Origin of the sequence: Bacillus sp. HY001 (assembly GCF_007558965.1) — a bacterium.
Lineage (GTDB): Bacteria > Bacillota > Bacilli > Bacillales > Bacillaceae_G > Bacillus_A > Bacillus_A mobilis.
Map to the genome: position 1 here is coordinate 173,496 of NZ_VLTE01000031.1, position 14,786 is coordinate 188,281.

Below are 14,786 nucleotides of genomic sequence, written 5' to 3' on the forward strand. Positions count from 1 at the left end.
ATCCTTATCATCTGGGTGAAAGTCTGTTAATATAAGAAATGTAGGTATTTTATTTTCAAGGGGATGAAAAAATGGAGTACAGAATTGAAAGAGATACAATAGGAGAAATAAAAGTTCCAGCTGATAAATTATGGGCAGCACAAACACAACGTAGTAAAGAAAATTTCCCGATTGGAACAGAGCAAATGCCGCTTGAAATTGTAAAAGCGTTTGCGATTTTAAAAAAGAGTGCAGCACTTAGCAATCAAAAATTAGGAAAGCTATCAGAAGAAAAAGCAGAAGCAATTGTGGCAGCAGCTGACGAAGTGATTGCAGGGAAATGGAATGAACATTTTCCACTTGTCGTATGGCAAACGGGTAGTGGTACACAGTCAAACATGAATGTGAATGAAGTAATTGCAAATCGAGGGAATCAAATTTTGAAAGAGAAGGGATCTGACGTACATATTCATCCGAATGATGATGTGAACATGTCTCAAAGTTCAAATGATACATTTCCAACGGCGCTTCATGTAGCATGTGTGATCGCAGTAGAAAATCATGTATTACCAGCCATTACGAAATTAAAAGAAACGTTAGCAGAAAAAGTAACTGCATTTGAACATATTATAAAAATTGGCCGTACACACTTACAAGATGCAACGCCTTTAACATTAGGACAAGAAATTAGCGGATGGCACCGTATGCTTGAAAAAACAGAGCGTATGATTGCTGAGAGTAATACATATATGAAAGAGCTTGCAATTGGTGGTACTGCTGTTGGAACAGGTATTAATGCTCATCCTAAATTTGGTGAGATGGTGTCGGTGGAAATTAGCCAATTTACAGGAAAGCAATTTATTTCTGCACCAAATAAATTCCACGCATTAACGAGCCATGATGAAGCTGTATATACGCATGGTGCATTAAAAGCATTAGCAGCTGATTTAATGAAGATTGCTAACGATGTACGCTGGCTGGCAAGCGGTCCGCGTAGTGGTCTAGGAGAAATTATTATTCCGGCAAATGAGCCAGGAAGCTCTATTATGCCAGGTAAAGTAAATCCAACGCAAAGTGAAGCGTTAACGATGGTTGTAGCGCAAGTGATGGGAAATGACGCAACAATCGGATTTGCTGCGAGCCAAGGTAATTTTGAGTTAAACGTATTTAAACCTGTTATTGCATATAACTTCTTACAATCTGCTCACTTATTAGCTGATGCAATTGTTTCATTTAATGATAATTGTGCAGTGGGTATTGAAGCAGATGAAGAAGTAATTAAAGAGAATGTGAATCGTTCATTAATGCTCGTTACAGCATTAAACCCGCATATCGGATATGAAAATGCAGCGAAAATTGCGAAGCATGCTCATAAAGAGGGGTTAACGTTAAAAGAGGCAGCATTGCAATCTGGACTACTAACAGAAGAGCAATTTGATGAAATTGTAGATCCGAAAAAAATGATTGCTCCGAAAGAGTAATAAAAAAGCCAAGATTCTTTGTTTAGAATCTTGGCTTTTTTGATATATATTTGTATGTCTTCTGTTTGTATTACTGCAATTGCCAAAATATATTATTTGTTAGCAGGACTATTCAATACTTTCATTTGTGGACAGTTTTCTTTTAAGAGTTCAATGAATTTTTCTTCTTCTTTGGGTACGAAAGTTGTCACAGAGTCAAATAAATTGTAATGGATTTCTAATTGCTGCCTAGTCCACTTTTCAGAGTGAAGTGTTTTGCCAGAGAATTTAACGTGACGAATATCTTCAAATGGAATTTCAGTATGAAATACAAAACCATGTTTTACGATAAGGGATGCTTCCGTTACGTTGTAGTGAGAGAAATAGAAAGAAGAAAGGTTCACGATATTTAAAAGCATCATGAGAGTGAAAAAAATAGAACTTTCATTTTGGAAGAATAGTGAAACGAGAAAAATACTGATAAATAATGTAATGAAAATGACGTGAAATGGATTCTTTTTCGCTTTAAATTTCAAGTTAGTCACCTCGGTATACGTGTACTGTAACTAAATTAAATCATAACATCGTAATAAAACGTGTGAATATGCAGAATTGCATATTCACACGTTTTATTATTCATGTAAAATTTCTTGATGGGGATAAATTCAAAGGAAGTTTTGTATAGTGGAGTGGCATGAAGTGACTTACAAGAATAGAAAGTTAGCGATAGTCATAATTAGTTGTATGATGATTTTGGGTAGTTGTGCTAATACATTTGTTGAAGATCGAAACCTAAAGCATATATTCGTACAGGTAAGTAAAGTTTTACTAGAGATTGCAAATAGAATATATAATGGGTAAAAGGTGTTTTCGTATATGGAAACACCTTTTTTGTAGTTAAAATGGAATGCTAAAGTTTTGGAATGATTGAGTACCGGTTCCATGTTGAACGAGGTTGTTATCATTTAAATATTGAATAACGTATTTTACTTCTTTCAATTAGAAATTCACTTATTACATACATTCTCTGTTCATTGCTTTAAGTCCTACTATAGGATTATCTAGTAGACGTTTTAATAAAAGTTTATAAAATGGGCAAACGAAACATTGAAATGTTTATTTACTGTATGTTAAGATGATGAAGTGATAGTAAACGTTATTGGAAAATGTCTATTTTTAGATAAACATTTTAAAGGAGTGTTTAGTGTGAGTGATATTTCAGAGAAGTTTTGGGATGCTTCGGTTGAGGAATTGAAGAAAGGGTATGTATTTGAAGCGGAAGCAGAGGAATATATTTGTTTAGCTTGTGGAGAAGCATTTATTAAGGGAGTTATTTATCAAGATAATCAAGTTTTGTATGAAGCTGAGAAGTTTGTACAAGTGCATGTGCAAAATGAACATACGTCTATGTTTGATTATTTATTAAATCTTGATAAGAAGTATACGGGCTTAACGGATTTGCAAAAGAAAATGGTTCAGTTTTTCCATATGGGGCTGAATGATAAAGAGATTGTAAAAGAGATGGATGGCGGAAGTACTTCAACCATTCGCAATCATCGATTTACACTTCGAGAGAAAATGAAGCAAGCGAAAGTGTTTTTAGCTTTAATGGAACTGTCAGAAGAAAAATCAAAAGTACAAACGAAATTTGTACCTATTCATAGAACAGCGACGATGGTAGATGATCGCTACAATATTACGGAAGAAGAAAATGATGAAGTATTAAAAGCACATTTTACAGAAGGATTAGATGGACCGCTTTCTAAATTTCCGAAAAAGCAAAAGCGTAAATTAATTATATTACGCCATTTAGTGACGAAGTTTGATAGTAATAAAAAGTACACTGAGAAAGAAGTAAATGTTGTCATAGAAAGTGTATATCCGGATTTTGTAACGTTAAGAAGATATTTAATCGAATATGGGTTTTTAGATAGAACAGCTGATGGAAGCCAATATTGGGTGAAGTTATAATCATACGGAAAAGAAAGTGAATAGAAGCACATTATTATAACAACTATACAAAGAGATAGAAGTTGAAAAATAGATTTTTAATAAAAGGAGAAATGAAATTTGAAACCACCTACAGATAACAATAAAGAAGGTGCGGAGTCACATAAGTTAGAAAGTGAGAGTAAACCGATTTGGAAGTCGATGTCCATGTTTTTAGTACCGTTACTATTAAGTAATGTATTACAATCGATTGGACAATTATTCGGTATGGTAGTAGTAGGAAGATGGCTTGGAGTTAATGATTTAGCAGCCATATCAGCATTCTTCCCTCTATTTTTCTTACTCGTTTCATTTGTAATTGGTATTGGTTCAGGTAGTTCTATTTTAATTGGTCAGGCGTTTGGCGCTAAAAACGAAGATCGTTTAAAAGCTATCGTTGGTACGACGCTGACATTTACATTTATTATTGGAGTTGTGTTGGCGATAGTAGGCAGTATTTTTGCAATGGATATTATGCGCCTTATGGGAACGCCAGAAAATATTATTGAAATAAGTGTACATTATGCACGTATATTATTTATATCGATGCCAGTATTATTTTTATATTTCGCATATACAACATTTATGAGAGGTACAGGAGATTCTAAAACGCCATTTTACTTTTTAATTGTAAGTACAGCACTAAATATGATCTTATTACCAATTCTTATTTTTGGATGGTTAGGAGCTCCGAAATTAGATGTGTATGGAGCAGCGTATGCTTCTGTTATATCTACAGTTATTACGTTTATTGTCATGTTGGTGTATTTAAAGAAGAAAAATCACCCACTACAATTAGATAGTACGGTAAGGAAATATCTTCGCATGGATGGGGAGTTATTGAAGCTATTGCTACGACTCGGTATTCCGGCGAGTATTAATATGATATTAGTTTCATTATCTGAAATTGCGGTCATCGCGTTTGTAAATCGTTACGGTTCGGATGCAACAGCAGCATATGGCGTCGTGAATCAAGTTGCAAGTTATGTACAAATGCCAGCAGTTAGCCTCGGTATTACAGTTTCTATTTTTGCAGCACAATCAATTGGTGCAAATCAATTTGATCGATTGCAGAAAGTTGTGAAGGCCGGAATTATTATGAACTATGTCATCGGTGGTGTGCTAATATCTCTTATTTACTTGTTCTCAAGAGACATACTATCACTATTTTTAACGAGTCAAACTACAATTGATATTGCTCACAGCCTAGTTATGATCACATTATGGAGCTATTTAATTTTTGGTCATGCGCAAATTATTAGTGCGACAATGCGAGCAAGTGGTACAGTATTATGGCCAACTGTTATCGGCGTTGTATCAATTTGGCTTGTTGAAGTACCCGTAGCGTATTACCTTTCTTACCATACAAGTCTCGGGATAGAAGGGATATGGATTGGGTACCCAGCAGCCTTTATTGTCAGCTTAATTTTACAGTATGCATATTATAAGCTTTCATGGCAGAAGAAACGAATTACACGATTAGTGAGCTAAATCATGCAAATGTCCCTAAGTTATTATACTTAGGGACATTTTTGGTAAGTGTAGGTTTATAAATAGCTTTTTAAAGTGATATCAAAATGTTGTCTAATGAGTTTGTTATCACTCATATAAAACTCCCACGCTTTTTCAGGTTCGCCGATAATTTCAAAAGACTCTTCTGTAATATATAAAGCGCAATTATCCTCTAGTGCAATTCCTTCTATATTACCTTGATGATTTTGTAAAAAGGTATGGAAGGCGTTCATTCTATTTAATTGATTATAATGTGGACAAAATCTTTTGTTCACAATCCCCCAGCCATTGCTCTCTATATAACCAGAATCTTCATAATCTGAGCGGATACTAGAGGTGAACCAACACATAGCGCCGGCGCTACACCCTGCAATGAGCGTTCCTTGTTGCAAAGCAAATAATAATTTTTCATCTAGTTTAAGTTCTTTCCATTGTGTAAGCATGTGAATATAGTTTCCGCCACCGAGATAAATTAAATCAGCCGATTGAATCATTTCGTCTATTTCATATTTAGAAGGTGTATCGGCTATAGTACGTAAAATTTGTACTTCACAGTGTAATTGTTTTTCGAACGTATCTAAAAATAGTTTTATATAGCTTTCATCATCATGACTTGCTGTAGGAATGAATAGTACTTTTGGATACTGTTTATTTGTTAATGCTATAAGTCGTTCATTAATAGGCGAGTGATTTGAATCTTGTAAGTCACCGCCACCAATGACAGCTAATTTCATAGTAAAGCACCACCTAATCATTTTCGTTATATAAAAATTCGATAGAAGAGACTTACATTCCTTCTCTATGTAATGAATAAGTAGAAAATGTAGTTTCAGTATATCGGAATAGTAAAGGTGGCGAGGGTTGATAAAAGTTTCACTTTATCGATATATAATACTTCATACTATTGTTTCAAAATATGGAAACAATATGTTTAAATAGATATAATAAAGCATGAATTCATATTGAATTAGTGCTTATACTTTAAAAAAGAATCGGAAATAATAGAGATTTTACAAATGAGTTTTTACTTTTAATAGGAACTTGTATTACAATATGGTAAAATTATTTCAATATATTTATTTAATATAAAAATACAAAGAGGGAGCGTGAAAAAAGTGGATTTTCGATTTGAATTTACAACGAAGGTGAAAGAATACTTAGATGATGAGAAGGATGAAAAAATAATAAAAGATGGACATAGAGATATCATTTTTCAGTATTTATACCCATTAGAGAGTGAAATTGGCATTTATAAAAATCCTAACTTTACTTTTTTGGCATCAGGAAGACGCTCGCATATCGTATTAGAAAACATTGAATTTAAAACAGAGGTAAATGTAAAAAGTAACATCATTGAAATTACAAAAATAGTGGATAATGTCGTTATTCCGTTAGATACGATTGTAGTAAAAGATCGGGAATTATTTGCACTTGGACGTAATGAGAAGTTTAGTGTGCAAATATTAGAGCAGTATCTCTTTGATACATTTGGAGAGAAATTAGGTTTACGATGAATAGAACGGGGTACTGATTTATAGGTAGTGAATTTTAGTGCATATCATTCGTGTTTGACCTTTCATTTAATTTATACTACAATTCGTAGTGTGAAAGGAGCCGTACTATGTTTACTCAAAACTATAAGTTAAATGAGCAAGGGTTAAATCATTTCTTTGGACCGCTTGAAGCGAAAATTATGGAGATTGTCTGGTCTACCGAGGGTATTACGATTAAAGAAGTGCAGCAGAAATTAAGTGAAGAATCACCTGTGAATTTTAATACGGTCATGACAGTTATGAACAGGTTAGTAGAGAAATTCCACTTAGAAAAACAGACTGTGAAAAGAAGTGGTATATATCGTGCTGTGCAAACAAAAGAAGAATTCTTATCCAATCAAACGAAGAAAATGACACAGGAATTGATGGGGGAATTTGGAGATTTAGTTGTAAATCATATGCTTGATGAGTTAGAGCAGGCTGATCCGACTTTAATAAAAAAATTAGAAGACAAATTGAATCAGTTAAAAAAAGAGGATCAATGAAATGAAATGGCAAATGCGTAAAATCATATTGTTAGCAGTAATTGTTAGTACTCTCTTTTTCAGTTTGTTAGTGTATTACGTTACATATCCATTTCTATTTCAAAATAAGGCGTTCTTTCTTTCAAAGTTTTGCTTGTTTCATTTAGAACAACATATGAAGGAATTATCGCTCATTCGTATTATAATTGCTGGATTACTATTACTTACTGTACTCATAGTATGCAAAAGAATTTGGCGACAGTTTTTCTATAGTAAAAAATTACAAAAAGTACTTATCCCTTTCATTCGAAAAGGAAAACAAATATATATATTGCCGACCTCGGAAGTTGCGGCATTTACAATTGGGTTATTTCGTCCGAAAGTTGTCATGTCAGAAGGGATGCTTCAAACATTTTCAGATGAAGAAATGGATGCAATTATTTTTCATGAAGAATATCATCAAAATAATCGAGATCCGTTAAAATTATTTTGTTTTACGTTATTAGCAGAAGGAATGATATACATCCCGATATTAAAAGGGCTATTGCAACGCTATCATGTGTATCAGGAGTTAGCTGCAGATAAATATGCAATGCGAAAAATGAAATCTAAATTCGAGTTAGGTAGCGCATTATTAAAAATAATTAAAATAAAGACAATCGAAAATCGATGTGTGACAGCTTCATTTGCAAAAACAGCAATAAATTTACGAATCGAGCAAGTGTTAAATGAAAAAGTCGTAAAGCTTAATATTCCATTACATACGAATTCGGTATATGTAACATTAGCTTTATTCTGTATATCGGTTGTACTTATTGTAGGAGAGTGCATATAGCCTCTTTTTTTAAGAATCAACACTACTCATTGTAGTGTATTTAGGGGGAATAAAATGAATGCAGCAGATTTAACAATTTGGCTTGTAGCTGGGGCAGGGGTATTGTCATTTATATCACCGTGTTCTTTACCGCTATATCCATCTTATTTATCATATATTACAGGTGTATCTATTCAAGATTTAAAAGATAATCGTGGAATGATGCAAAAATCAGCGATTATGCATACCGTATTTTTTATGATCGGATTTTCGGTAATATTTTATGCGTTAGGTTTATCGGTAAGTTGGATTGGAATAACATTTTCATCTAACCAAAAATTAATTCAACAAATTGGCGGGATTTTCATTGTTTTGATGGGGCTGTTTATGACAGGTTTGTTTCAGCCTAAGTGGCTTATGGCAGAGAAAAAGGTACAGTATAGAAGTAAATCGACTGGATATATTCGCTCAATTTTAGTCGGTATGACATATGCAGCCGGTTGGACGCCATGTGTTGGACCGATATTTTCAGCTGTACTCATGCTTGGGGCGACGAATCCTGAAGGTGCACTTCTTTATATTACAGCATATAATCTTGGGTTTGCGGTTCCGTTTTTCGTAATGGCATTCTTTATTGGAAAGGTAAAATGGATTGTTACATATGCCAATGTCATGATGAAAATTGGCGGAGGAATGATGATTATAACAGGTATTTTACTGTATACAAATCAAATGACGAAAATTACAGCATTCTTTATTCGCCTATTCGGTGGATTTACTGGTTTTTAAAAATGAGGAGGAAGAAAAGTGAAGAAACTAATTGCGATTATACTAGCCGGGGCACTAATTTGGGCCGGAGTGAACTTTTATAATACAAAAAAAGAAGAAAAAGAAAGAAAAGCAAAACAAGCGGAGTTACAAGAAACAGAAGTATTACCACAAGTAGGATTTAAAGCGCCAAACATAACATTAAAAGGATTAGACGGGAAGCTGCATTCGTTAAATGATGCAAAAGGAAAACCATACCTTATTAATTTTTGGGCATCATGGTGTGGCCCATGTGAAATGGAGGCACCTGACTTAGTTCATTTGTATGATAAATATCAAAAGGATGTTGAAATTTTTGCGGTAAATGCGACAATTGGAGATCCAGTACAAGAAGCGAGCGCATTTGCAGATCATCACGGATTTAAGTTTCCTGTTTTACTAGATATGGACGGAGTAGCTGGATTAGATTATAAAGTATTTTCGTTACCAACGACATTTTTTGTTAATAAAGATGGGATTATCGTAGAGCAAGTACGAGGTGTATTACCTCCAGATCAATTAGAAGAGAAATTTAAGAAATTAATTGAGAGTTAAGGGGATTTTGTATTGATGGAGTGGATCGTGAGGTTACAACCTGTATCTCTTATAATTGGAAGTCTATTTGGATTTATGTTGATGAAACGAAAGATGAAGAACGAAAGTGTACCATATGAAAAAATGATGGATGCAGTAACAAATGCTTTTCTAATCATTGTATTTGTATGGAAATTTGCACCGGCAATTATAAATCCAGTATGGGCTTTTAAATCGCCATTGCAAGCATTATTAGCTATAGGAAGTATGAAGCATATTATAGCAGGCTGTGTAATTGCGAGTGCATATATTGTTTGGAAAAGTAAAAAGGAGCAATTTTCGTTTCGTATTTTACTTGATGCATTGCCTATTGGGCTATGTATGAGTATTATTTTTTATTTTCTATTCCACCACAAAATAGGTGTACAAACGACACTGCCTTGGGGTGTGAAAATATATGAATCTAAATTTTTATATCATCCCATTTTCGTATATGAAATCATCCTTGGCCTTTGTATACTGGGCTTGTTATGGATGAAAAATGAAAGATTAGGAAATGGAAAGAATATAAGTGTTTTTCTAATAGTTGAGGGGTTTGCTCATATCATTATGTCGCTTGTTAGTGAACAAAATTCGGTTCTATTTGGTTTATCAGCACAGCAAATAATGAGCTTTTTTGTTATTAGTTTAGGAATTTTGTTGGTGCCGAAAAAATAAGAGGTATGCATGTATGAAATTTTCATACATGCATACCTCTTTATAATTGGGATTGTGAGCTTTTTTGAAAAAAATGAATGGTCTTCTTCCATGAATCAATACTAGCAAAAGCGTTATCTTTTTTGCTCCCCTGGTTATAATTTATTCTTAAATAAGGGATGCCGATAGAATGTCCAGCCCCTTTATATACGAGTTGTTTATAAAAATGAGGAGAATGAAATGTATCCAATCTATCAATCGCTTTTTTTGATAATCTTACAATATCAGCTTCATCTTCTTCACCAGCAATTAGCAATACATCCCCATCAATTTTTTCAACTGGTATAGTAGCATTTTCTACAACTTCAGAATTTGAAGTTAAAGCGTTATACCACTTTCTATATGGCATTCCCCTATGTTCTTCAAACATTTTACGACATTCGAGTGCGATGGAAATGGGATTTTCAGGAGACGCATACGGTAATGCTTTCCCTTTAAAGGTCCAAGCAGGAGGTAATGTTGTAACATTAGACCACGGTACAATCCCACTTAATGCAATAGCTGAACCGTTTAGAGAAGTAACAGCTTTTAGTTCATGGAAAAGGCATGCTGATAAAAGGGCTAGTTCACTTCCTCGAGAGGTCCCATGTATACCTAACCAATTGTTGGTGACTTCTTCTCGTTGTTTCATCCACTCAATGGCTGTTTTTATGTATTCAAGGGGAATTTCTACAAGTTGTTTTGGTAGATTATCGATTCCGAAATAAGCGAGGGCGAGTACTGAAAAATTATGTGATGCAAGTAAAGCGGAAAGGTATTCATTTAATCCACCCTCTGAACCGCCGAGTACAATAATTCCTGGATACGCTTTCTTATTTTCGTTGTAGAAATAAGTAGCGACCAACCCATTTTCTCTAATTGGATACCGAACGATTTGTTTTGATTTCCATAATCTTGATATGTTTATTTCATCAATAATAGATCCATTAATTTCAAGTGATAAAGTTAAGTTTTGAGGCGACAGTGGATTCTTATCATTTTGCGTAGACTCGTAATGTTCGCCTATTTTAATAATGTCTAAGGACCAAAACAATCCCATTCCATCAATCCCTGTATAAGAGCCATTAATGGGTGCTTGTTCAGTAAGGTTTACATTACCGTCTTTAGTTGCAATAAAGGTAGCATTTGATTCTAAATATATATCATGTATTCCCTCGGCAATTCTGGAGGCTCTTATTGTTACTTCTTGTAAAGGTTCTAATCCAGTTATATAAATTTGAATGGGAGAATCAATTAATGAGATTGACGAACTAACATGAATACGGGGTTTCGTTTTTTTGTGAATACTCATTTCATAACACCTCAATATAAATTATATATAACAAGTTTTCTACGAATAACAAAATAGACCTCTACTGTAAATAGAATTTTATTAATATGAGGAGTAGTTTCCTGCTTATTAAATAAGAAGGATAATCCATGTTTTACAAAGATTATCCCGTTTTTCTTAAATGTATTAAAAAATCGGCGGAGTAACAGAAAATAAAACAATGGCATTTTTCTCGAATTGATTTACCCATTTATGCTTTAAATAAGCGGGTATTTTTACGCTATCACCCGTTTCTAAAGTGTACTCTTCTTCGTTTAAATGTAATGTAATTATCCCATCTAATACAAATGCTAATTCTTCACCTTTATGTTCTAGTACATTTTCTGATGAAGCTGTATTCGGCGGAACAGTCATAATTGCTGTTGCTAAATTCCCTGTAAAATCAGGTGATAACAATTCATATGATAAATTATCGATAATCATTTTTTTTCGTTTATGAGAACGTACAATTAAATCGTCTGTATTTGTATCTTCAAGTAAAAAGCTAAATGTTGGAACATCTAACGCTTTTGCGAGTACTTTTAATGTTTGGATAGAAGGGTTAGCAGACCCACGCTCAATTTGACTTAACATAGAAGGTGTAATACCTGCCATCGTTGCTAGTTCTTTACTCGTTAAACCTTTTTCTTTTCTTTGCTTTTCAATCTTTTTACCGATATCTATATTTTCCATGATTAAAGCTCCTTACCATTTATTTAATTATATTTAAATAAATTAAATTAAAATTAACTAAAGCGAATAATTTATGTTAAACTATATTAAAATTAATTTAATTATAATTTATTAAATCGTAAGCTACAAGTTGATGAGGAGGAAGAGAAATGAAGGAAATAGAGAAATTAAAAGAGGAATATCCACTCTTAAATAAATTAATCGCAACAGAAGAAGTGTTTTGGGTGAATCCGAACATGGAAAAGTATGAAACGGCAATAAAAGATTCGCCACTGAATGAAGAGAATGTAAAAGATGCGGAAGAGAGGTTAAAGCGTTTTGCACCATATATTGCAAAAGTTTTTCCTGAAACGAAAGAAACAGGCGGCATAATTGAATCACCCTTACTAAAAATCCCTTCAATGAAACAAGCTTTAGAGAAACATTACGAGCAACCTATTTTAGGGGGATTATTATTAAAATGTGATAGTCATCTTCCGATATCAGGGTCAATTAAGGCTAGAGGCGGCATTTATGAAGTGTTGAAGCACGCTGAACAATTAGCATTGCAGCATGGTATGTTAACAGAAGAAGCTGATTACTCTATTTTAGATAGTGATACATGTAGAGAGTTTTTTGCAAAATACTCAATTGCGGTAGGTTCTACAGGTAATTTAGGGCTAAGTATTGGGATTATGAGTGCGAAACTAGGTTTTAATGTAACTGTTCATATGTCAGCAGACGCAAAAGAATGGAAAAAAGATTTATTAAGAAGTAAAGGTGTAAACGTTATTGAGTATGAAGCTGATTATAGTAAAGCAGTAGAAGAGGGGCGTCAGCAAGCAGATGCAGATCCTAGCTGTTATTTCGTAGATGATGAAAACTCCCATGATTTATTTTTAGGATACGCAGTAGCGGCATCGCGATTACAAAAGCAATTAGAAGAGTTAGAGATTATAGTAGATGAAGATCATCCTTTATTCGTTTACCTTCCGTGCGGAGTAGGAGGCGGACCTGGCGGCGTCGCATTTGGTTTAAAGTTATTGTATAAAGACAACGTGCACTGTTTCTTTGCAGAGCCAACACATTCACCATCTATGTTACTCGGTTTAATGACAGGACTTCATGATAAAATTGCCGTTCAAGATATCGGGATTGATAATGTAACAGACGCGGACGGACTAGCGGTAGGAAGACCGTCTGGATTTGTCGGTAAAACGATGGAACCATTTTTGAGTGGAAATTACACAGTAAGTGATGAAGAGTTATATAGATTGTTGAAAGAACTAGCTGATACAGAAAATATTTATTTAGAGCCTTCAGCTTTAGCTGGTATGATAGGGCCAGTGAAAGTGTGTACAGAAGATGAGTATTTACAAAAACAACAGTTAACAGAGAAGATGAAGGAAGGTACTCATATTGTGTGGGGAACTGGTGGTAGTATGGTTCCAGAAGATGTGATGAATGGATATTATAAAACAGGTGAGTCATTAACAATATTAGAAAAATGAGGCTAATTGTGGCCTCATTTTTTATTTATATGACATATGTATTATTATAAATTCTTTGTTATTTTCGCATTAGTTCATTATAGTATAGATATAAAGAACGAATATCAAATAAATATAACAAAAAAGCTTTATTTTACATAATAAGAGGATGTGTATACGATGTCATTACAGACTAAATATATAGCGGGTATTTCGCTTGGGGTTATGGGAGTAGGTTTTGCGGCTTCTATCCCGTTTCAAGGAACGGTAGCTGGAGAGATTATTCAAGGGGGATTTGAAGCTGGGTTAGTTGGCGGACTTGCGGATTGGTTCGCGGTTACAGCACTATTCCGTCATCCGATGGGAATTCCAATTCCTCATACAGCGTTATTACCTAAAAATCGTAAACGAGTAACGAAGGGGCTCATTCATACGTTAGAAAATGAGTGGCTAACGAAAGAAAGTATTACGAATAAAGTAACAGAAATGCAGTTAGCGCAAATGGTGCTACAAATTGCTGAGAGAGAAATGCAGTCTGACGCTGTGAAAAAAGGGATTGTAACGATTGCGGAGAAAGCGATTGTAACAATAGATACGGAAAAATTAGCGGTTATTATTGAAAAAGAATTAAAAACGTATTTGAATACAATCAATACAAGTAACATTTTACAAGTGCTTGTTGATCAATTAGTTGTGCAAGAATATGATGAAAAGACACTTGATTACATTTTAGTAAAAGTGAAAGATTGGACAGCGCAAGATGAAGCACGATACCAGCTCGGAAGCTTAGGTATGAAGGCGATGGAAAACATAAAAGTAGATGGATTTTTACAGTTTACTTTGAAATCGTTTATGAATATTGTAGATGAAGATAAAATTGGCGGTATTTTGCAGAAATTCATTATTAGCAATATTAACAGCTTACAAGATGCAGATAATAGCACAAGACAACTTATATTATCGAAAATTCGTCAAGAAATTATAAATGTAAAAGAAAATGAAGCGTTACTACAAGAATTAGAAAATTGGAAAGAGAAATGGATTGCCAATTGGAATGCTACTGACAAAATTAAAGAGATGCTGGAGCAAGTACAACAAAGGGCAATTACTTTTGTGAAAAATGCAGAATTTACGGATAAATATGTTATTCCATTTTTACAAACACAAATGAATAAAATAAAAGAAGATGAACAAACTGTTCAAAAAATAGAAGAGTGGTTACAAAAACAAGTTGTCACACTTGTTGAAAAGAATCATTCGAAAATCGGAAAACTTGTACAAGAAAACCTTGATAAGTTAGATGATAAAACGTTAATCGAAATGATTGAAAATAACGTCGGTAAAGATTTACAGTGGATCCGAGTAAACGGGGCTGTTTGCGGATTTATGATTGGATTAGTGTTAGAAGGAATTAAAGCGATTATATGAGAAAAACCTTCCACAATTG

At 33.9% G+C, this 14,786-nt stretch carries 15 protein-coding genes and 1 pseudogene; 11 read left to right on the plus strand and 5 right to left on the minus strand.

All coding sequences use genetic code 11. The features are described 5' to 3' along the window. Positions 1-71: 71 nt before the first annotated feature. Entirely contained in the window at positions 72-1,460 is a 1,389-nt protein-coding gene (gene fumC, locus FOT98_RS16420; RefSeq protein ID WP_063263641.1) for a class II fumarate hydratase, read from the plus strand. Positions 1,461-1,552: 92 nt separating this feature from the next. Here fumC and FOT98_RS16425 read toward each other — a convergent pair whose 3' ends face one another. Then, the gene (locus FOT98_RS16425) at positions 1,553-1,975 is read right to left on the minus strand and encodes a PH domain-containing protein (RefSeq protein WP_063263640.1); all 423 of its coding nucleotides are present in this window, start codon (positions 1,973-1,975) and stop codon (positions 1,553-1,555) included. Positions 1,976-2,336: 361 nt separating this feature from the next. Next, positions 2,337-2,438, minus strand: a pseudogene (locus tag FOT98_RS32940) (MBL fold metallo-hydrolase); the annotation flags it as partial. Between the two features lie 207 nt (positions 2,439-2,645). Between FOT98_RS32940 and FOT98_RS16430 the strand changes: the two are divergent. Together FOT98_RS16430 and FOT98_RS16435 are read left to right on the plus strand one after the other, a co-directional pair. Then, complete coding sequence (locus tag FOT98_RS16430; protein ID WP_063263639.1) at positions 2,646-3,410, plus strand: DUF2087 domain-containing protein; 765 nt, start codon at positions 2,646-2,648, stop codon at positions 3,408-3,410. Positions 3,411-3,509: 99 nt separating this feature from the next. Next, positions 3,510-4,919, plus strand: a complete 1,410-nt coding sequence (locus FOT98_RS16435; protein ID WP_063263638.1) for an MATE family efflux transporter — start codon at positions 3,510-3,512, stop codon at positions 4,917-4,919. 56 nt (positions 4,920-4,975) lie between these two features. Here the strand turns inward: FOT98_RS16435 and FOT98_RS16440 are convergent, their stop codons facing one another. Then, on the minus strand, positions 4,976-5,674 hold the full coding sequence (locus tag FOT98_RS16440; RefSeq protein ID WP_063263637.1) for a peptidase E: 699 nt from the start codon (positions 5,672-5,674) through the stop codon (positions 4,976-4,978). A gap of 381 nt (positions 5,675-6,055) precedes the next feature. On the opposite strand from FOT98_RS16440, the gene FOT98_RS16445 reads away from it, so the two are divergent. The 6 genes from FOT98_RS16445 to FOT98_RS16470 all read left to right on the plus strand — a co-directional run bounded on the left by FOT98_RS16445 (position 6,056) and on the right by FOT98_RS16470 (position 9,829). Continuing rightward, on the plus strand, positions 6,056-6,454 hold the full coding sequence (locus FOT98_RS16445; RefSeq protein ID WP_063263726.1) for a DUF3942 family protein: 399 nt from the start codon (positions 6,056-6,058) through the stop codon (positions 6,452-6,454). Positions 6,455-6,561: 107 nt separating this feature from the next. Further along, positions 6,562-6,978 (plus strand): BlaI/MecI/CopY family transcriptional regulator, encoded by a 417-nt coding sequence (locus FOT98_RS16450; RefSeq protein ID WP_063263636.1) that lies wholly within the window; start codon positions 6,562-6,564, stop codon positions 6,976-6,978. 1 nt (position 6,979) lies between these two features. After that, positions 6,980-7,792 carry a M56 family metallopeptidase gene (locus FOT98_RS16455; protein WP_063263635.1) on the plus strand — a complete coding sequence of 271 codons (813 nt, stop codon included), beginning with the start codon at positions 6,980-6,982 and terminating at the stop codon, positions 7,790-7,792. A 54-nt stretch (positions 7,793-7,846) separates the two neighbouring features. Continuing rightward, complete coding sequence (ccdA, locus tag FOT98_RS16460) at positions 7,847-8,560, plus strand: cytochrome c-type biogenesis protein CcdA (protein ID WP_063263634.1); 714 nt, start codon at positions 7,847-7,849, stop codon at positions 8,558-8,560. Positions 8,561-8,578: 18 nt separating this feature from the next. Continuing rightward, positions 8,579-9,133: a TlpA family protein disulfide reductase gene (locus tag FOT98_RS16465; protein WP_063263633.1), complete on the plus strand. Its 555-nt coding sequence runs from the start codon at positions 8,579-8,581 to the stop codon at positions 9,131-9,133. Positions 9,134-9,148: 15 nt separating this feature from the next. Beyond that, the gene (locus FOT98_RS16470; RefSeq protein ID WP_063263632.1) at positions 9,149-9,829 is read left to right on the plus strand and encodes a prolipoprotein diacylglyceryl transferase family protein; all 681 of its coding nucleotides are present in this window, start codon (positions 9,149-9,151) and stop codon (positions 9,827-9,829) included. Between the two features lie 40 nt (positions 9,830-9,869). Here FOT98_RS16470 and FOT98_RS16475 read toward each other — a convergent pair whose 3' ends face one another. Both FOT98_RS16475 and FOT98_RS16480 read right to left on the minus strand, forming a co-directional pair. After that, a complete protein-coding gene (locus FOT98_RS16475) occupies positions 9,870-11,159 on the minus strand; it encodes an acyl-CoA thioesterase/bile acid-CoA:amino acid N-acyltransferase family protein (protein ID WP_063263631.1) in 1,290 nt (429 codons plus the stop codon). 165 nt (positions 11,160-11,324) lie between these two features. Then, positions 11,325-11,870, minus strand: coding sequence for a helix-turn-helix domain-containing protein (locus tag FOT98_RS16480; RefSeq protein ID WP_063263630.1), 546 nt, complete (start codon positions 11,868-11,870; stop codon positions 11,325-11,327). Positions 11,871-12,019: 149 nt separating this feature from the next. On the opposite strand from FOT98_RS16480, the gene dsdA reads away from it, so the two are divergent. After that, positions 12,020-13,360, plus strand: a complete 1,341-nt coding sequence (gene dsdA / locus FOT98_RS16485; protein ID WP_063263629.1) for a D-serine ammonia-lyase — start codon at positions 12,020-12,022, stop codon at positions 13,358-13,360. Between the two features lie 159 nt (positions 13,361-13,519). Further along, positions 13,520-14,767 carry a DUF445 domain-containing protein gene (locus FOT98_RS16490; RefSeq protein WP_063263628.1) on the plus strand — a complete coding sequence of 416 codons (1,248 nt, stop codon included), beginning with the start codon at positions 13,520-13,522 and terminating at the stop codon, positions 14,765-14,767. Positions 14,768-14,786: the final 19 nt, after the last annotated feature.